This window comes from Spirillospora sp. NPDC052269, from assembly GCF_040679435.1.
Classification (GTDB): domain Bacteria; phylum Actinomycetota; class Actinomycetes; order Streptosporangiales; family Streptosporangiaceae; genus Spirillospora.
On record NZ_JBFAUU010000010.1, the window covers coordinates 144,042 to 162,943 of the forward strand.

16 protein-coding genes and 1 tRNA gene are annotated in these 18,902 nt (G+C 71.7%); 7 read left to right on the forward strand and 10 right to left on the reverse strand.

Annotated elements, in window-relative coordinates; all coding sequences use genetic code 11:
• Window positions 1–671 precede the first annotated feature (671 nt).
• From AB0L06_RS22515 to AB0L06_RS22525, 3 genes are all read left to right on the forward strand, one after another.
• On the forward strand, window positions 672–2,411 hold the full coding sequence (locus tag AB0L06_RS22515; protein ID WP_500233020.1) for a RelA/SpoT family protein: 1,740 nt from the start codon (window positions 672–674) through the stop codon (window positions 2,409–2,411).
• Between the two features lie 10 nt (window positions 2,412–2,421).
• Window positions 2,422–2,859 carry a universal stress protein gene (locus AB0L06_RS22520; protein ID WP_500233021.1) on the forward strand — a complete coding sequence of 146 codons (438 nt, stop codon included), beginning with the start codon at window positions 2,422–2,424 and terminating at the stop codon, window positions 2,857–2,859.
• A 162-nt stretch (window positions 2,860–3,021) separates the two neighbouring features.
• Complete coding sequence (locus AB0L06_RS22525; protein ID WP_500233022.1) at window positions 3,022–3,873, forward strand: hypothetical protein; 852 nt, start codon at window positions 3,022–3,024, stop codon at window positions 3,871–3,873.
• Window positions 3,874–3,903: 30 nt separating this feature from the next.
• Here AB0L06_RS22525 and AB0L06_RS22530 read toward each other — a convergent pair whose 3' ends face one another.
• From AB0L06_RS22530 to AB0L06_RS22540, 3 genes are all read right to left on the reverse strand, one after another.
• Window positions 3,904–4,524: a hypothetical protein gene (locus AB0L06_RS22530; RefSeq protein WP_500233023.1), complete on the reverse strand. Its 621-nt coding sequence runs from the start codon at window positions 4,522–4,524 to the stop codon at window positions 3,904–3,906.
• A gap of 201 nt (window positions 4,525–4,725) precedes the next feature.
• Window positions 4,726–5,745, reverse strand: a complete 1,020-nt coding sequence (glnII, locus tag AB0L06_RS22535) for a glutamine synthetase (RefSeq protein WP_500233024.1) — start codon at window positions 5,743–5,745, stop codon at window positions 4,726–4,728.
• Between the two features lie 255 nt (window positions 5,746–6,000).
• A tRNA-Val gene (locus AB0L06_RS22540) sits at window positions 6,001–6,072 on the reverse strand.
• Window positions 6,073–6,346: 274 nt separating this feature from the next.
• Here AB0L06_RS22540 and AB0L06_RS22545 point away from each other — a divergent pair.
• Both AB0L06_RS22545 and zwf read left to right on the forward strand, forming a co-directional pair.
• Window positions 6,347–7,288: an aldose 1-epimerase family protein gene (locus tag AB0L06_RS22545; protein WP_500233025.1), complete on the forward strand. Its 942-nt coding sequence runs from the start codon at window positions 6,347–6,349 to the stop codon at window positions 7,286–7,288.
• Window positions 7,289–7,325: 37 nt separating this feature from the next.
• The gene (gene zwf / locus AB0L06_RS22550) at window positions 7,326–8,732 is read left to right on the forward strand and encodes a glucose-6-phosphate dehydrogenase (RefSeq protein WP_500233026.1); all 1,407 of its coding nucleotides are present in this window, start codon (window positions 7,326–7,328) and stop codon (window positions 8,730–8,732) included.
• 24 nt (window positions 8,733–8,756) lie between these two features.
• Here the strand turns inward: zwf and AB0L06_RS22555 are convergent, their stop codons facing one another.
• On the reverse strand, window positions 8,757–9,662 hold the full coding sequence (locus AB0L06_RS22555) for a proteasome assembly chaperone family protein (RefSeq protein WP_500233027.1): 906 nt from the start codon (window positions 9,660–9,662) through the stop codon (window positions 8,757–8,759).
• Window positions 9,663–9,882: 220 nt separating this feature from the next.
• On the reverse strand, window positions 9,883–11,625 hold the full coding sequence (locus tag AB0L06_RS22560) for an alpha/beta hydrolase-fold protein (RefSeq protein WP_500233028.1): 1,743 nt from the start codon (window positions 11,623–11,625) through the stop codon (window positions 9,883–9,885).
• Window positions 11,626–11,882: 257 nt separating this feature from the next.
• Between AB0L06_RS22560 and AB0L06_RS22565 the strand changes: the two genes are divergently transcribed.
• Entirely contained in the window at window positions 11,883–13,067 is a 1,185-nt protein-coding gene (locus AB0L06_RS22565; protein WP_500233029.1) for a saccharopine dehydrogenase family protein, read from the forward strand.
• A gap of 13 nt (window positions 13,068–13,080) precedes the next feature.
• On the opposite strand, the gene AB0L06_RS22570 is transcribed toward AB0L06_RS22565, so the two are convergent.
• From AB0L06_RS22570 to AB0L06_RS22590, 5 genes are all read right to left on the reverse strand, one after another.
• Complete coding sequence (locus tag AB0L06_RS22570) at window positions 13,081–13,419, reverse strand: hypothetical protein (RefSeq protein WP_500233030.1); 339 nt, start codon at window positions 13,417–13,419, stop codon at window positions 13,081–13,083.
• A gap of 217 nt (window positions 13,420–13,636) precedes the next feature.
• On the reverse strand, window positions 13,637–14,098 hold the full coding sequence (locus tag AB0L06_RS22575) for a peroxiredoxin (RefSeq protein WP_500233031.1): 462 nt from the start codon (window positions 14,096–14,098) through the stop codon (window positions 13,637–13,639).
• Between the two features lie 169 nt (window positions 14,099–14,267).
• A complete protein-coding gene (locus tag AB0L06_RS22580; protein WP_500233032.1) occupies window positions 14,268–14,693 on the reverse strand; it encodes a DUF3052 domain-containing protein in 426 nt (141 codons plus the stop codon).
• Between the two features lie 205 nt (window positions 14,694–14,898).
• Entirely contained in the window at window positions 14,899–15,306 is a 408-nt protein-coding gene (locus AB0L06_RS22585) for a YjbQ family protein (protein ID WP_500233033.1), read from the reverse strand.
• 106 nt (window positions 15,307–15,412) lie between these two features.
• Entirely contained in the window at window positions 15,413–15,604 is a 192-nt protein-coding gene (locus AB0L06_RS22590) for a DUF1918 domain-containing protein (protein ID WP_500233034.1), read from the reverse strand.
• Window positions 15,605–15,967: 363 nt separating this feature from the next.
• Here AB0L06_RS22590 and aceE point away from each other — a divergent pair, with 363 nt between their 5' ends.
• Window positions 15,968–18,742 carry a pyruvate dehydrogenase (acetyl-transferring), homodimeric type gene (gene aceE / locus AB0L06_RS22595; protein ID WP_500233035.1) on the forward strand — a complete coding sequence of 925 codons (2,775 nt, stop codon included), beginning with the start codon at window positions 15,968–15,970 and terminating at the stop codon, window positions 18,740–18,742.
• The last annotated feature ends 160 nt before the right edge of the window (window positions 18,743–18,902 follow it).

Consider the following 18,902-nt stretch of genomic DNA (forward strand, 5'->3'; position numbering starts at 1 on the left):
CCGCCAGGGAGCGAACGCATGCTCGACGCCACGTCCGCCGTGGCCGGAAGCGGGCATCCTTCCCTGTCCGCCAATCCCCTTCCGGACGTCTCCCCCGATCCATGCACCACTTCTCGACGACCTCCCGGCATTCAGCGCGGGCGACACATGGCGGAAAGGTTTACATCGGGCCTATCAATTGCCATCGGTCAGGAATTCACGACCGTCCGGATTCGCGAGGCGCCGCCACGGACGGACCACACGTCCGCCGACACCGATCACCCGACGGGCCCGCGTCCGGCGGCCGGACGGTCCGGCGAGCAGCACCCCGTCCCCGACTCCGCGAGCGCGGAACCCTTGTCCGCCAAAGACTGGCGAACGGGAACATATTGACCAACAACTCCACCACCAGCAAGGTCGCCGACACCGGACGATCACGAACCCGGCGGCCCATCATCGCGAGATCGCGTGAATCATTCCTGGCGGCGCGCGTCCATTCGACAATGATTGACGATCAGGGACGATCGAATGACCTCCGCGCGCCGGCACGGCCCGTCCCCGGCACGCCGCGGAGGCTCCCGCCCCGGGGCCTCTCGCGCGCGGGCTGACACTTCGCGCATAATGCCAGTTACACCCCGTAGCATCCACGCCACGGGCCGGTGTCAGGCGGGTGGACGATGAGAGTCCGCGGCGTGCGGGAACGCACGCCCCACCAGCACACGTACGGCGCGCGCCGACGTCCGCCGCGCGCCGCGGGACCGCACGCGCCCGGGGGCCGGACCACCGGCGGTCCCCGCGACCCGGCCCTCGCGCCGCTGCTGGCGCAGTACCGGTCGGTCTGCCCCGGACGGGACGAGCGCGAGATCGTTCGGGGCTACGGCGTCGCCGAACGGCTGCACCGGGGGCAGCTGCGCAAGTCGGGCGCGCCCTACATCACCCATCCGCTCGCGGTCGCGACCATCCTCGCCGGGATGGGCATGGACACCGCGACGCTCGTCGCGGCCCTGCTGCACGACACCGTCGAGGACACCCCGTACACGCTGGGCGAGCTGCGCGCCGACTTCGGCGACGAGGTGGCCGTCCTGGTGGACGGGGTGACCAAGCTGGACGGCGAGCGCTGGGGCGCGCGGGCCGAGGCCGAGACGTTCCGCAAGATCGTGCTGGCCGCCGCGGCGGACCTGCGGGTCCTGGTGATCAAGCTGGCCGACCGGCTGCACAACCTGCGCACGCTCGGCTTCCAGCCGCCGGAGAAGCGGATCCGGATCGCCACGGCCTCGCACGAGCTGCTCGTCCCGTTCGCCGAGCGCCTCGGCATCCGGGTGCTGCAGCGGGAGATGGACGACCTGGCGTTCGCCGCCCGCGACCCCGACGGGCACGCCGCCGCGGCCCACGCGGTCGCCGCGGCGCTCGCGCGCGGCCCGGCCGTGTTCGGCCCGGCGATCGGACGGATCGGACCCGCGCTGCGCGGCCACCAGGTGACCGGGGAGACGTGCGTCCGCCCGCGGCACCTGTACGCGGTGCACAAGGCGCGCGGCGGGGACGTCGACGGGCTGCGGCCGGGCGAGGCGGCCCGGCTCCTGATCCTCGTGGACGGCCCGGACACCGACTGCTACGTCGCGCTCGGGGCGGTCCACTCCGTCCTGCACCCGATCCCCGGGAGGCTCCGCGACCACATCGCGATGCCGAAGGACAACCTGTACCGGTCGCTGCACACCCGCGTGGTCAGCCCGGACGGCGACCCCCTCGAAGTGATCATCCGGAACCGGGCGATGCACCCGCTCGCCGAGTACGGGATCGTCGCGAGCGTCCGGGAGGCGGGCGACCACGCGGCCGGGCGGGAGGTGGCGGGCCGCCGCGACCTGGTCTGGCTGAGCCGGCTGCTGGCCTGGCAGTCCGCCGCGCCGTCCGACCGGTTCCTGGACGGCCTGCGCGCCGACCTCGCGGCCGGCACGGTCGCCGCGTTCACCTCGGACGGCCGGATGGTCACCCTGCCCGAGGGCGCGACCGCCCTGGACTTCGCCTACGCCCTGGACGGCGGGTCGGGGGAACGTTCCATCGGCGCGCTGGTCAACGGCCGTCTGGCGCCCCTGTCCGTCGAACTCCGCAACGGGAACGTTGTCGAGGTGCTGACCGGCCCTGGCGCCGCGCCGTCCGCCGACTGGCTGGACTTCGCGGTGACCGCCCACGCGCGCGTGGGGATCTCCGAATGGCTCGCCCGGCACCACGCCGAACGGTCCGCCGACACAGGCCGGCGGCGCCTCGCCGAGGCCCTGGCCGGGCGGCGCGTCGACCTGCTCGCCGCCGAGGCGCGCGGCGACGCCCTCGCCGTCGCCCGCGACCTGGGCTATGCGGAGCTGGAAGAGATGTATGCCGCCTTGGACGCCGGTTCCCTCCACCTCCCGGAGCTTCTGGCACGCCTGATCCCCCGATAGCCTGGTAAGCGTGTTCGAACTGGCCACCGACGGGCCGAAAGTCATCGTGTGCGGCGTGGACGGCTCCGACCCGTCCCTGCACGCGGCCGCGTACGCGTGGGGCCTCGCCCGCAGGTCGGGCGGCCGCCTGGTGCTGGTGTACGTGGTGCAGACCGTCGCGATGTGCACGCTGACGCCCGGTGGCGCGGCGGTGATGCGCGAGGCGTCCGAGCAGGTCGCCGACGAGCTGCGGGCCGAACTGGAGAAGGCGTCCGAGCGGGCGCCCGTGGCCTACGAGCTCCGCAGGGAGCCCGGCGACCCCGCCTCGGTCCTGACCAGGATCGCCGACGAGGAGCGCGCGGACGCCGTGGTGGTCGGCGCGTCCGCTCAGGCGGGCCACCGGCTGGTCGGGTCGGTCGCGGTGCGGCTGGTCCGCGCCGGGCGCTGGCCTGTGACGGTCGTCCCATGAACGGGCGGCGTCTCACGAACGGGGCGGCGTCCCATGAACGGGCGGCGTTCCGTGAACGGCCACGTCTCACGAACGGCCACGTCTCATGAACGGCGACGGTCCGTGAGCGAGGACGACCCCGAGTGCGCGCCGCCGTTCCTCCGGGTAGATGATCTCCGAGTGGTGGAGCGGACGCGGGGGGACGGGATGGACGAGCCGTACCTGACCGAGGTGGACTGGACGAACGGCGTGCTGCGTCTGCGCGGGCGGGTGCCCGGCGTCCGGGTCGCCGCCCCCGACCTGGTGGTCCTGGTCCGCGAGCGGGACGGTGAGCGGGTGCTGCCGATCTCCGTCGTCGCCGCGCACGACGACGACGGGACGGCGTTCGACGCGGACGTCGACCTGGCCACCGCTCTGTCCGGCGCGACGCTCCCCCACGGGGTGTGGGACCTGGACCTCGTCGTCGAGTCCCCCGACGGCGCGCGCGTCACCCCGCTGCGCGCTGCCGCGGCGACCCCGCTGGACGGCGTCCCGAAGCGCCGGTTCCTGCCCGGCTCCACGCCGGTCACGGTGTACTTCGACCGGCACGGCCAGCTCGCCCTGGACGTCGGCGGCGAGCCCCGCACCGCCGGGGACTGCCAGGCCGACACGCTGACCTGGAACGACCGGGACGAGGAGCTGATGATCGGCGGCCGCCTCGTCCTGCCGGACTCCGGGGCCCTGGTGACGGCGTGGATGTCGCTGCGCGATCCGCACACCAGCCGCGAGTACGACGCGTTCGTCCGGATCGTCCATGTGGACGGCCTGCTCACCTACACCGCCGCCGTCCCGCTGACCCGCTCGTTCATCGACGACCCGCTGCCGCGCGGACGCTGGGACGTCCACCTGGTGATGGGCATGTCCGGGCTGCACCGCGAGTTCCGGGTGCTGGCCCCGGCCGAGCCGTTTCAGCACCAGGTCCGGCGGCGGTTCGTCCCGACCCGGGTGTCGACGACCCTCGCCCCCGCCCCCCTCGTGATCACCGTCGGCCGCTGACCACCGGGCCACCGGTCCGAGGCCGTCCGGTCAGGGTTCGAAGAGCGACGGCGGCGGGCCGATCGTGGACGCCGCCGCGCCGATCACCGCGACGACGGCGACGCCGCCGCACAGGTCGAGCAGCCCGGTCGCCGCGGTCGCCTGGACGGGGCCGCCGACCAGCGGCGGCAGGGCCGTGACCGCCAGCACCAGCAGGCCGCCCGTCCAGAGGAAGGCGCGGACGGGTCTCCGCGCGGTCGCGAGCAGGATCTGCACGAGCGCGGTGAGCTGCAGCGTCACGGCGGCGGAGCAGATGGCGTAGGCGGTGCCCGCGCCGCCCGGGCCGAGCGTCCGGTCCACGAAGGACGGGACGGGCACGCCGGACATCATCCGGATCACGTAGGCCGAGCCGAACGCCAGGATCCCGGTGACCAGAGCCGAGCCGAGCCCGACCAGCCAGAGCCTGCGGGTCGCGGCGTCCGCGTCGTCGAAGGAGTCGTGCAGCGCGACGAAGTCGGCGTACCGGGCGGGCGGCTTCCTGACGGGAAGCGCGTCCCGGCACCGGAAGGCCCGCTGCCACGCCGACGTCTGGGGACGGCCCCCGCGCCGGGCTCCGTGGCGTCGCGGCCGTCCGCCGCCCGCGGAGGGCGGCCCGCTGGGCGTCTCCGCCATGTCCCCTCCCCCCGGCCGCGGATGCTTGAGTGCTACCCGGGGCGACCTGCGCGAACTCCCCACTGAGTAACACTTTGCGGTCATTTGGCAACCCTGGGCCGACGTGCCCGGGGACGGGCATGAGGAACGTCCGAGGGCCCCGCGCGACGGATCGCGGGGGCCCTCGGACGGGAGGATCTGAAGGAGATCAGAGCTGCCGGATCAGACCTGGCCGGCCTTCTCCAACGCCTCGCAGCACGTGTTCACCATCAGGCGGGTGACGTTGTAGGGGTCGATGTTGGCGTTCGGGCGCCGGTCCTCGATGTAGCCCTTCTTGTCCACCTGGACCTGCCACGGGATCCGGACGGACGAGCCGCGGTCGGAGACGCCGTAGGTGTAGACGTTCCAGGGGGCGGTCTCGTGCTGGCCGGTCAGCCGCTCCTGGATGCCCGGGCCGTAGCCCGCGATGTGCTCCTCGATCTTGCCCTCGGCGCCCATCGACTCGCAGGCGGTGATGATCGCGTCGTAGGACTCGCGCATCGCCTTGGTGGAGAAGTTGGTGTGCGCGCCGGCGCCGTTCCAGTCGCCCTTGGCGGGCTTGGGGTCGAGGGTCGCGGCGACGTCGAAGTCCTCGGCGATGCGGTACAGCAGCCAGCGGGCGAGCCACAGGTGGTCGGAGACCTCCAGCGGGCCGGCCGGGCCGATCTGGAACTCCCACTGGCCGGGCATGACCTCGGCGTTGATGCCGGAGACCTTGATCCCGGCCTCGAGGCAGGCGTCCAGGTGGGCCTCGACGATGTCGCGGCCGAACACCTCGTCCGCGCCGACGCCGCAGTAGTACGGGCCCTGCGGGGCGGGGAAGCCGGTCTCGGGGAAGCCGAGCGGACGGCCCGCCTGGAAGAAGGTGTACTCCTGCTCGATGCCGAACCAGGAGTCCTGTGCCGCGTACTTCTCGGCGACCGGACGGAGCTTGGCCCGGTTGTTGGTCGGGTGCGGGGTGCCGTCCACGAGGTACACCTCGCACAGCACCAGCTTGTGGTCGCCGCCGCGGATCGGGTCGGGCACGCACAGGACGGGCTTGAGCACGCAGTCGGAGTTGTCGCCGGGGGCCTGGTTGGTGCTGGAGCCGTCGAAGCCCCAGTCCGGGAGCTCGGCGCCGTCGGCGAGGATCCGGGTCTTGGACCGGAGCCTCGCAGTGGGCTCGGTGCCGTCGACCCAGATGTATTCGGCCTTGTAGCTCAACGTCTCCTCCATCCGCCGGCCCGGTTCGTCCGGACGAGAAAGAGCCTCGCAACAGGGCATTTCGGGCCTGTTGCCCGTTTGTGAACGGCATGTTAACCCGCATCTGACCTGCGGAAACATTCCTGAGAGCCCGGTCACATCTCTGTCGAAGGCCTCTTCCAGGACACTCAATGCCCTCATTCGGGGCACCCGAATACCCGTGCGCGACGCCGAAGGCCCCGTCCTCCGGGGAGGACGGGGCCTTCGGTGTGGAGGTGGGCGCGGCAGGTTTCGAACCTGCGGCCACCCGCTTGTAAGGCGGGTGCTCTACCCCTGAGCTACGCGCCCCGGGCCGAGGGCGAACGCCCTGGCGACCGGGCAAGCGTACCCGGTTCGCGGGGACTAACGCGAAACGGTTTCCCCCAGCCCAGGGCGGGCTCCGGGGCGCCCTGGCGAGGCTCTCGCGGGGATTCCTTGACCGGCCCTGGGGCGTCCGGACAGGCCCCGAAGGGGAAGATCGTCATCAAGAGGGCGATCCATCGGATTCACCTCCGCCCGGAGGATTCCCGACGTCCACGGGCGCCCGCGCGTCCCTCTCCCGCCAGAGGAGGAACGTCCCGCGATGAGCGATTCGGTACCGGAGGCCCGCCGGACCGGGCTGGCCACGACCGGAGAGCAGTACACGATCAACGCCGGGCCCTACCGGGCGGTGGTGACCGAGGTGGGCGCGGCCCTGCGCGTGCTCGACCACGACGGCGAGCCGCTCGTGCTGACCCACGGCGAGGACGAGGTCGCGCCCGCCGCGTTCGGCCAGCTGCTGATCCCCTGGCCGAACCGGATCGACCAGGGCCGCTACATCTGGGACGGCACGGAGCACGTCCTTCCCATCAACGAGCCGGAGCTCGACTGCGCCATCCACGGCCTCGTCCGCTGGTCCACGTGGCGTGAGGTCGAGCGCGCGCCCGACCGGGTCTCGCTCGGGACCCGGCTGCTCGGCTCCCCCGGCTACCCGTTCCGCCTGGACGTCACCGCCGAGTACGTCCTGCATGAGGCGCACGGCCTGACGGTCACGCTGACCGCCGGGAACCACGGCCGCGTCGCCGCGCCGTACGGGCACGGCGCGCACCCGTACCTGTCGGTGGGCGAGCGGATCGACGACTGCGCCGTCCAGATCCCGGGCGACCGGTACCTGCCGGTGAACGACCGGATGATCCCGCCCGGTCCGCCGCGTCCGGTCGAGGGGACGGGGTACGACCTGCGCGGAGGGCGGAGGCTGGGCCCGCTGGAGGTCGACCGCGCCTTCACCGACCTGCACCGCGACGACACCGGACGTGCCTGGGTGCACCTGTCCGGCGTGAACCGCCGAGTCTCGTTCTGGCTCGACCGGACGCATCCCTGGGTGGAGGTCTACACCGCCGACGGCGTGCCGCCCGGGCTGCGACGGAAGGGCCTCGGCGTCGAGCCGATGACCTGCCCGCCGAACGCGTTCGTGAGCGGCGTCGACGTCATCCGGCTGGAGCCCGGCGCGACGCACACCGGCTCGTGGGGCATCCTGGCGGGCTGACCGCGGCCGCGGCAGAGGAGAAGGAGGACGCACCGCCATGGAGACCCCGAAGCGCGCGGACGCGCTCGCCCTGTTCGGCATCACCGGCGACCTGGCCCAGAAGATGATCCTCCCGGCGCTGTACCGGCTGACCGAGCGCGGTCTTCTGGACGTCCCGGTCGTCGGCGCCGCCTACTCCGACTGGGACGACCAGACGCTGCGCGCCCACGCCCGGAACTGGGTCAAGGCCGCCGTCCCGGACTTCGACGAGCGGGTCTTCGCGAGGCTGGCGGAGCGGCTGAGCCTGGTCACCGGCGACTTCAAGGACGGCGCGACGTTCTCCCGGCTGCGCGACCGCCTAGGGGAGGCGACCGGCGGCGGCGGATTCGTGAGCCACTACCTCGCCGTCCCGCCGTCACTGTTCACCCGGGTCGCCGAGTCGCTGGCCGTCGAGGGCCTGAACCGGGACGCGCGACTGGTCGTCGAGAAGCCGTTCGGCCACGACCTGGCCAGCGCCCGAGCCCTGGACGACGCCCTGACCCGCTTCTTCGACGAGGACCACCTGCTGCGCGTCGACCACTTCCTCGGGGACGTCGCGGTCATGGGCATGAAGGCGTCCCGGTTCGCCAACGGGCTGCTCGCCCCGCTGTGGAACCGGGACCACATCGCGAGCGTCCAGATCGACCTGCTCGAGGACTTCGACGTCGCGGGCCGCGGCTCGTTCTACGACGCGGTCGGCTGCCTGAAGGACGTCGTCCAGAACCACATGCTCCAGATGCTCATGTTCCTGACGATGGAGCCGCCCGCCTCGCCGGACCCCGAGGCCGAGCAGCAGGAGACGCACCGGGCGCTCCAGGCGACGCGTTCGATGGACCCCGCCGACACCGTGCGCGGCCAGTACCGCGGCTACCTGGACGTCGAGGGCGTGAAGCCCGACTCCCGGACCGAGACCTACTTCGCGACCCGGGCGTGGGTGGACAACTGGCGCTGGCAGGGCGTCCCGTTCCTGCTGCGGAGCGGCAAGTCGCTCCGGACGACCTCGACCGAGGTGGTCGTGGAGCTGAGGACGCCGCCCGTCACGCTCTACCCGGACCGCGAGGGGAGGCCCGCGCCGAACCTGATCAGGTTCCACATCGTCCCCGAGGCGGCCATGACGATGGAGATGGTGGTCAAACAGCCCGAGAGCGGCCGTCCGTCCGAGCCGGTGCCGCTGCGCGTGGACTTCGCCGACGTCCACGGACGCGTCGAGATGCCCTACGAGAACATCATCGAGGGCGCGATCACCGGCGACCGGACGTACTTCGCGTCCCTGCCCGTCGTGGAGGAGTGCTGGCGGATCGTCGAGCCCGTCCTCAACGCCACCGACGTGCCCCTGCCGTACGAGCCGGGCTCGTGGGGCCCCGAGGCCGCCGCCACGCTCCCCGGCCCGGACGGCTGGCACGACGTCACACCGCGCGAGCGCTGACCGTCCGAGCCCGGCCCCGGACGGCTACGGCGTCTCGGGGCCGTCCTGCTCGGCGAGGAAGCGCTCGAACTGGGCGCCCAGCTCGTCCGCGGTCGGCATGTCCTGGCGCTCGGCGAGCAGCGACTCGCGCTCGACGGCGCCCGCGAACGCGTCGTACTGCTGCTCCAGCGCGGTCACCACCTTCTCGACCTCGGCGTTGCCCGCGACCTGCTCGGCGATCTCGGCGTCGGTGTGGGCCGCGGACTCGCGCAGCCCGCCTCCCGGCAGCACCAGGCCGGTGGCCGCGACGACGGCCTCCAACGCGGCGACGGCCGCCGCCGGATAGCCGGACTGGGCCAGGTAGTGCGGGACGTGGACGGCGAACCCGACCGCGTCGTGGCCGTGCTCGCCGAGCCGGTACTCCAGCAGCGCGGCGGCGCTGCCCGGGACCTGCACCTTGTCGAACCAGGACGTCCTGGTGATCAGTTCGGGCCGGGTCGCGTGCGCGGTCAGCCCGACCGGGCGGGTGTGCGGCACGCCCATCGGGATGCCCTGGAAGCCCACGGTCAGCGCGACGCCGAGCCGCTCCACCAGCGACCGGACGGCCCCGGCGAAGCCCTCCCACTGCCGGTCCGGCTCGGGGCCGGTGAGCATCAGGAACGGCGTGCCCACCTCGTCGTGCAGCAGCCGGACGACCAGTTCGGGGGCCTCGTAGCCGGACCAGTGGTCGCGGTCGAAGGTCATCAGCGGGCGGCGGGCCCGGTAGTCGAGCAGCGCGTCCACGTCGAACCGGGCGACGATCCGGCCGTCGAGGGAGTCGAGGAGGTGCTCGCGGACGAGCTGTCCTGCCTGTCCGGCGTCCACGAAGCCGTCGAGGCTGTGCAGCAGTACCGGCCCGGTCATCTCGGGCAGGTCCGCGTCCAGCTCGTACAGGTCCTCAGGGTTCAGCAACGTCTCCCCCACATCTTCCTGTCGGTCGTCCCAACACTAGGACATGGGAGCTCCCATCCCGGCGCGCGATGTGATCGTCGTCGCATCTCCGCACGGGAGCGTTACGCCGCCGACAGTGTCCTGCGGCGAACGGACGATTCACCGCGCCGAACGGACCGGCTCCTCGGCCGGGCGGTCCGTCCGACGCGGCGAACGGTGATCATCAGTGGCGGTTCACGGCTCAGCGGGGCAGGCCGACGTGCTTCTCCGGCGGGACGATCTCACCTCCCGAGGCGCTCAGGCGCGGCGTGGCGCGCGGGCCGCGCCACGCCGAGACGTCGGTGCCCTTCGGCGCGTGCCCGGCGACGTAGTCGGCGTAGATCTGGAACCACTCCTGCGCCGTGTAGGGCGACCAGCCGTGCTGCTTGGCGCGTCCGTACACGAAGGTGAACCCGGACGACGGGCTCGTCAGGGCGTCCGTGCGCTGCTGGAACAGCTCGACGGCCGTGTTCAGGAAGTAGGTGTCGGTGTCCCCGACGTACACATAGACCTTGCCCTGAAGCTTGGGTCCGAGCGTCGGCCATTCGGCGGCGACCTTGGCGGACAGGTCCATCGCCTTCCATCCGGCGCTCACCGAGTGGTCGATCGTCCCGGACGCCTTGTCCCAGGCCAGAGCCGGATAGCCGTCCTTGCCCCGCGGGCTGAACAGCGCCTCCCACATGGCCCACGAACCGCCCGAGCGGTCCTTGCCGCCGCGGGCCAGCTCCCAGAGGTTCTCCTGGGCGTTGACGTAGTTGGTGTCACCCGCGACGTTCCGGCTGTCCGGACGCGGCGTCCGGTCCCATTCGCGGACGGTGTCGTAGGCGTTCCCGTCGCTGTACACGTTGACGATCTGCTCGCGGCGCAGGTCGACGGGGTCGGGATAGCCCGCGAACGTGCCGCCGTAGACGTCCGGGTAGAAGACCTGGCTCGCCAGCGCCATCCAGCCACCGGTCGAACCGCCGCTCGTGACGCGTCCGTACGGCTCGGCGATCGTGTGGAACTGGGCGTCGATCGCCGGGATCAGCTCCTGCGTCGTGGCCTGCCCATAGGGGCCGAGGTTCGGGGTATCCACGACGTAGGACGTGTCGTAGAACGGGTTCTCTTCGCGGACCTCCACGACGATGAAGCGCTGCGCCGCGTCCGACAGCCACCACTTCGAGAACGCGTTGCCGCCGTCCTCACGGAAGCCGCGCGGGGCGTTCGTGGTGAAGTGCCCGAAGTGGTACTCGACCGGGTAGCGGACGGACCCGTTCGGGTCGTATCCGGCCGGGAGCAGGATGTTCGCGCCGATGTAGATGGGCCGTCCCCAGAACCTCGACAGCGCCGGGCTCTGGATCTTCACGTGCTTCACGTGCGCCGAGTCGGCCGGATTGCCCTGCTGGCAGGTGCCGCCCGCCGGGACCGGCTGGGACGGCGTGATCAGGTGGTCGAGGGTCAGGTCGACCGTCCCGCCGTGCTCCGGGTCGATGTCGACCCAGCGCGGAGCGCTGTAGAAGTTGCCGGGCGAGTTGAACAGGTCCATGCCGTCCCCGCAGGGCATGTGCATCTTGACCGTCGAGCCGTCGCCGCGCCTGAACGTGTCGTAGGTGTTGAAGAACGCCTGCACCGAGTACCGGCCGGCGGGCAGCGACGCGATGTTCTTGAGCGGGTAGCCGTACGTCCCGCCGCCCGCGGAAAGGACGACGCTCTTACCCGGCCGGACGCCGTCGGCGTCGCGTCCCCAGAACGGGACGCCGCCGGTGATGTCGATCTGGTCGCGGGGCTCGGAGTCCCCGTTCCGGGAGACGATCACATAGGCGCGGCCGTCCACCACGGCCTTGGCGACGGACGGGGAGAGGGTGACGGCGAACCTGAGCCGACCGTGGCCGGACACCCCGGCCGCGGTCGTCCCGGTCACCACGAGCAGCACGGCGCACAGCGCGCCGGCGAGCCGAGCCCGCATGGGCCCACCTCCTGTGGGGGGATGACGATCTTTCGATCGGATCAATCCCCACATAAGGAACATTCGTATCAACTGTCACGAAAGTCGGGACGACAGTTCGTGAACGGCCGGGCGTGTCCGTCCGAATCCCACCGGACACGCCCGGCCGATCCCGCTTCGTTCGCCTTCCGCTTCGCCCTCCCCCAAGGGCCTCCCGCCCGCACGCCGGTTCGCCGCATCCGACACAATCGGAGCCGAACCCGTGGAGGGACGAAGCCATGACCGCAGCCATGACCGACCGTCCGTACGACCTCGTGCTGTTCGGCGCGACCGGCTTCACCGGAGGCCTGACCGCCGAATACCTGGCCAGACGCGCCGAACCCGGCGTCCGCTGGGCCCTCGCCGGGCGGGACACCGCCAGGCTCGAGGACGTCCGCGACCGGCTCGCCGCGATCGACCCCACGCTCGTCGAACTGCCGCTCCTCCAGGCCGACACCGCCGACGCGGCGTCGATCGAGCGCGTCGCCGGGTCCGCCCGGGTCGTGATCTCCACGGTCGGGCCGTACGTCCGGCTCGGCGAGCCGCTCGTCGCGGCGTGCGCCCGCCTCGGCACCGACTACGTCGACCTCACCGGCGAGCCGACCTTCGTCGACCGTATGTACGTGAAGCACCACGAGCAGGCCGTCCGGTCCGGGGCGCGGCTCGTGCACGCGTGCGGGTTCGACTCCATCCCGTCCGACCTCGGCGCGTACTACACCGTCCAGCAGCTGCCCGAGGACGTGCCGCTCCGCGTCGAGGCGTTCCTGCGCGTCAACGCCAAGTTCTCGGGCGGGACGCTGCACTCGTCCGTCGGCATCTTCGCGGACTTCCCCGGCATGCTCCGCGCCGAACGCGACCGCCGCCGCGCCGAGCCCGCCCCCGTGTCCGGACGGAAGGTCCGCCTCGAACGCGGCCCCGTCCCGCACGCCCGCGCCGGATGGACGTTGCCACTTCCGGTCATCGACTCCCAGATCGTCGCCCGCTCGGCCACCGCGCTCGACCGCTACGGCCCGGACTTCACCTTCGGCCACTTCCTCGCCGTGAAGCGCCTGCCCAGCGCCGTCGGGCTGGCCCTCGGCTCCGTCGGCGTGCTCGCCGCCGCGCAGCTCCCGCCGACCCGCGCCCTGCTGCTGAAGCTCGGCACGCCGGGCGAGGGGCCGTCCGCCGAGCAGCGCGCCGGGCACTGGTTCAGCCTCACGTTCGTCGGCGAGGGCGGCGGACGGCGTGTCGTGACCGAGGTCTCGGGCGGCGACCCCGGCTACGGCGAGACCTCCAAGATGCTCGCCGAGTCCGCGCTCTGCCTCGCCCAGGACGACCTCCCGGACACCTCCGGCCAGGTCACCACCGCGCAGGCCATGGGCAACGCCCTCATCGAGCGCCTCGTCAAGGCCGGCCTGACCTTCCGCGTCCTGGAAACGTCCTGACGCCCCCGGTCCCCTAGGTCAGCGGACGTCCGAGAACGCGGCCGAGAGCCGCGGCGACCTCCTGCGAAAGGTCGACGCCCGGCGAAGCGGCCGCGGGCTCGGACGCCTGATCCGGATCGTCACGGTCGGCCTCGCGAGTGTGACCGCACTCGCGGCACTCCACGTCCCCGAGGCGGCAGACGAGCGCGGCCGAGCCGCAGGACGAGCAGTGGTCGAGGGCGTCTGACCACCCGTCCCCGGCCTGGCAGGCCGGGCAGACGAGAATCTGGTGGTCGGCGAGGACCCCCCGCCGCCAAGGGCTCGCGCCCCGCGCGGGATCGGTCTGCCGCGCCCCGCAACGGAAGCAGGGCATCACACCTCCAACGGGTGCGGAGCCGGGCGGATGCCCGGCCGATGCGTCAAGTCTGCGGAGAACCACGCGGCCGCCGCAACCGGCGCGAGCGCGCTACCTGCCGCCGGGGGCCGACGCCGAAGGCGAGGCCCTCGGCGGCAGATCGCGAAGCAATGTCGCGCTCGCAGTGAGACCGGTCCGCTGGGCGAGCCGCGAGGCGAGCCCGGCGGAGCCGGGATCACAAAGCCGACAGCGCCTTGCGGTAGTCGTCGAGGTCGCGGGCGTCGGGGATGGCGTTGACGACCGTCCAGCGGACGACGCCCTCCTTGTCGATGACGAACGTGCCGCGCCGGGCGAGGCCGCGTTCCTCGTCGAACACCCCGTAGGCCTGCGCGACGCCGCCGTGCGGCCAGAAGTCCGCGAGGAGGGGGAACTTGTAGCCCTCCTGCTCGGACCAGGCGCGCTGGGCGAACATCGAGTCGACCGAGACCGCGACGACCTGCGTCTCGTCGTCCCCGACGAGGGTGGGCAGCTCGTCCCGGATGGCGCACAGCTCGCCCGTGCACACGCCGCTGAAGGCCAGCGGGAAGAACACCAGGACGACGTTCTTCTCACCGCGGAAGTCCGACAGCTTCACCGGGGTGCCGTGCTGGTCCTTCAGCTCGAAGTCCGGTGCGACGCCGCCTACCTCGACCGCCAATGCCTCTCCCGAGGATCGACCCGCCCGGGGGCGGGATACTCGTCCCCGCGCGTGCGGGGACCCGTCCCGGGACAGTCTGCCACGGGCCCGTCCCGCCACCCGGTCCCGAGGGGACCGGAGGCGGACACGGGCCCGTCACGTGCGAGGCAGGATCACAGGATCAAAGGCGTCAGCGGCCCTTCGAGGGGGTGAGCTTGGTGCCGGACCAGTCGCCCGCCGCCGAGATGCTCTTGGACTGCGACATCCCGGCGGAGGAGGCGGCTTCGTCGATGTCACTCGGCTCGACGTGGCCGTCCCGCCCCGCCTTGGGGGTGAGCAGCCACACCACGCCGCCGTCGGTCAGCGAGACCAGGGTGTCGGAGAGGGCGTCGAACAGCTCGCCGTCCTCTTCGCGCCACCACAGCAGGACGGCGTCGGCCACTTCCTCGTAGTCCTCATCGACGAGTTCGGCCCCGGTGACGGACTCGATGCTCGCGCGGAGCCCCTCGTCGACGTCGTCGTCGTAGCCGATCTCCTGCACCACCTGGTCCGGCTTGAATCCGAGCCGTTCGGCCAGGCTGCGCTCAGACTGCGCCTGACCTGCGGTCGCGCTCACGAAAGTCCTCCCATGGTCGATAGTCCGTACCGGACGGTCCGGGCCGCCCCCGTGGCGGTCCGTTCCCGCCCCGCGCGGGTTTTGCGGGACAGTCCACACAAGTGGAGGCCCCTCGCGCAAGTGTCTTCCCGGCATTTGGTGGCCTCATTGGCCGATTCGCGCCGGACGTCGTGACGGAACACCCACCGAGCGTAACAACCCACGCTCATCCCGCAAGGAAGGACAACCGTACCTGCCGGTCCGGGTTGTCCAGGTTGAGGTCGACGAGTGCCACCGACTGCCAGGTGCCCAGTTGCAGCCATCCGCCCAGGACGGGCAGCGTCGCATAGGGCGGGACCAGCGCCGGCATCACGTGCGACCGCCCGTGCCCGCGCGATCCGTGCGCGTGCCTCCAGCGGTCGTCGGCGGGCAGAAGATCGGCAAGCGCGGCGAGCAGGTCGTCATCGCTGCCCGCGCCCAGTTCGAGGATGGCCACACCGGCCGTCGCGTGCGGCACGAAGACGTTCAGAAGCCCGTCCCCGCCTTGTTCGGCGACGAACCGCGCGCACTCCGGCGTGATGTCCCGCACCACCTCGCCGCTCCCTGTGGTCACCTGGACCACGGTGCTCTCCATAGCCCCTGTCTACCAGGATCCGCGACCGATCAATCACCCCCGGCGCGCCAGGGGTGATCGCCGTCCGTAGGGGGCGGGGCGCGGGACACGCGCGGGACGGGGCGTCTCAGTGCGGGACGGGGTGCTCGACGACGGCGTCGGGGCCCGGAAAGACCGTGGCGACATGGCCGTCGGGGAAGCGGCAGACGTACGGCGGGGCGCCGTCGTCGCCGCGCACTTCGATGATCTCCGCCTCGGTGTCGGTCACGCCGACGGCGTTGCGGTGGATGTGCAGGCGGTCTCCGACCATGGCCTTCATCGGTACCTCCGGACTGACGCCAGGGTTCCTCGACGTCCCCCGGGAGTTCCCTCGTCTCCCCGGAGTGCTTCGGCGTCCCCCTCCCACCCTGGTACGCGACGGGCCCGCCGCCAAGGGGTCGGGGCGTCCACTTCGCGGTGTTTTACGATCAGCGGCCATTGCGTAGACCAAAAAGCGTGGAAAAGACGATTCTCAGAGGTTACGAAGCGCGTTCCGGCGGCCAGAATGATTACCGGCCGGTAGAGATGCGTTGGTCGCGCGGAACGGCGACGATGGATCGACGACCCGGGGCGGCGGAACGTCGTCGAGCACGCCGTTCACCCCGTCCTGAAGTGGACAGACGCCGAACACAGAGGGGACCCCGTGGCTTCCGGACGGCAATTCTCGATCATCAGTGACGGCCTGCCGAGCCAGCTGCCCGACATCGACCCGGACGAGACCCGGGAGTGGCTGGAATCGCTGGACACGGTCATCAAGACCGAGGGCCGGGGCAGGGCGCGGTACGTGATGCTGCGCCTGCTGGAGCGCGCCAGGGAGCTGCAGGTCGGGGTCCCCGGCCTGCGCAGCACCGACTTCATCAACTCGATCCCGCCGGAGATCGAACCCTGGTTCCCCGGGGACGAGCACATAGAGCGCCGCATCCGCGCCTACATCCGCTGGAATGCGGCGATCATGGTTTCCCGCGCCAATCGCCCCGGACTCGGAGTCGGCGGCCATATCGCCACCTACGCCTCGGCGGCCTCGTTGTACGAAGTCGGTTTCAACCACTTCTTCCGGGGCAAGGACCACGGCGAGTCGGGCGACCAGGTGTTCATTCAGGGGCACGCCGCGCCCGGCATTTACGCGCGCGCCTATCTCGAGGGCCGCCTCCCGCAGGACAAGCTGGACGGTTTCCGGCAGGAGTTCAGCCACCCCGGCGGCGGGCTGCCGTCCTACCCGCACCCGCGCCTGATGCCGGACTTCTGGGAGTTCCCCACGGTCTCGATGGGACTCACCGCGATCGACGCGGTCTACCAGGCCCGGTTCAACCGCTACCTGTACAACCGCAAGATCAAGGACACCTCGCGCTCGCACGTCTGGGCGTTCCTCGGCGACGGCGAGATGGGCGAGCCCGAGTCGCTCGGCGCGATCGGCCTGGCCGCGCGCGAGGAGCTGGACAACCTCACCTTCGTCGTCAACTGCAACCTGCAGCAGCTGGACGGCCCGGTGCGCGGCAACGGCAAGATCATCCAGGAGCTGGAGTCGTTCTTCCGCGGCGCGGGCTGGAACGTCCTGAAGGTCATCTGGGGCCGCGACTGGGACCCGCTGCTCGCCCAGGACGTCGACGGCGTGCTGGTCAACAAGATGAACACCACCCCGGACGGCCAGTTCCAGACCTACACCGTCGAGTCCGGCGGCTACATCCGCGACCACTTCTTCGGCGACGACCCGCGGCTGCGCCGGATGGTCGAGGACCTCACCGACGACGACCTGCGCAGGCTGTCCCGCGGCGGGCACGACTACCGCAAGGTCTACGCGGCGTTCAAGGCCGCCCGCGAGCACGTCGGCCAGCCGACCGTGATCCTCGCGCACACCATCAAGGGCTGGACGCTCGGGCCCGACTTCGAGGCCCGCAACGCCACCCACCAGATGAAGAAGCTCACCAAGGCCGAGCTGAAGGAGTTCCGCGACCGGCTCTACCTGGAGATCCCCGACTCGGCCCTTGCGGGCGAGCTGCCGCCCTACTACCACCCGGGCGAGAACTCCGACGAGATCGAGTACATGCGGGAGCGGCGCGCCGCGCTCGGCGGTTTCCTGCCGAAGCGGGTCGTCCGGTCGAAGGCGCTGAAACTGCCCGGCGACCCGGTGTACGGCGAGCTGCGCAAGGGGTCGGGCAAGCAGAACGTCGCGACCACGATGGCGTTCGTCCGGCTGTTGAAGGACCTGATCAAGGACGAGGACATCGGCGCCCGGTTCGTCCCGATCGCCCCGGACGAGTACCGGACGTTCGGCATGGACTCGCTGTTCCCGACGTCCAAGATCTACTCGCCGCACGGGCAGACCTACGAGGCGGTCGACCGGAGGCTGCTGCTGTCCTACAAGGAGTCCGAGCAGGGCCAGATGCTGCACGAGGGCATCAGCGAGGCGGGCTCGATGGCGTCCACGATCGCTGCCGGGACGTCCTACGCCACGCACGGCGAGTTCATGATCCCCGTCTACATCTTCTACTCGATGTTCGGGTTCCAGCGGACCGGCGACCAGGCGTGGGCGTTCGGCGACCAGATGGGCCGCGGCTTCCTGCTCGGCGCGACCGCGGGGCGCACCACGCTGACCGGTGAGGGCCTCCAGCACGCCGACGGGCACTCGCCGCTGCTCGCCGCGACCAATCCCGCCTGCGTCCACTACGACCCCGCGTGGGCGTACGAGATGTCCTACATCGTGCAGGACGCGCTGCGCCGCATGTACGGGCCGTCCGAGCAGCACCCGCACGGCGAGGACGTCTTCTACTACCTGACCATCTACAACGAGCCCTACCAGCAGCCCGCCGCCCCCGCGGACCTCGATGTCGCGGGCCTGCTCAAGGGGCTCTACCTGCAGCGGCCGTCCGAGCTGGGCGGGGAGGCCCCGAAGGCGCGGATCCTCGCGTCCGGCGTCGCGGGGCGCTGGGCCCTGGAGGCGCAGCGCCAGCTGGCCGAGAAGTGGAACGTCGCGGCGGACGTCTGGTCGGCGACCTCGTGGAACGAGCTGGCCCGCGAGGCGGCCGCGTGCGACGAGTGGAACATGCTGCACCCGGACGAGGAGCAGCGCGTCCCGTACGTCACGCGGCGGCTCGGCGAGACGTCCGGGCCGTCCGTGGCGGTGTCGGACTTCATGCGCGCCGTCCCGGACCAGATCGCCCCGTGGGCGCCCGGCGACTTCACCTCGCTCGGCACCGACGGCTTCGGCTTCTCCGACACGCGCGCGGCGGCGCGCCGCGTGTTCCACGTGGACGCGGCGTCCATCGCCCTCGCCGTCCTGACCCGGCTCGCGCGCGCGGGCGAGGTCAAGCACGAGGTGCTGCAGCGGGCGATCGAGCACTACCGGCTGAGCTCCCCGGTGGACGAGGCGTTCGCGGGCGGTGTCCAGACCGCCGAGAGCAACACCGGTGGCGACGCCTGACGCCCTGACATGGGGAGGCCCCGGGGCCGCGAAGGTGTGGATCGCGGTCCCGGGGCCTTTCCGCGTCGCCAGCCGGACGGCCCGGCACGGCACGTCCGTCCAGGGACGACGTGGCGAGGCGGGACGACCGCCGGCGGTCAGCGGCGCGGCGTTTCAGCGG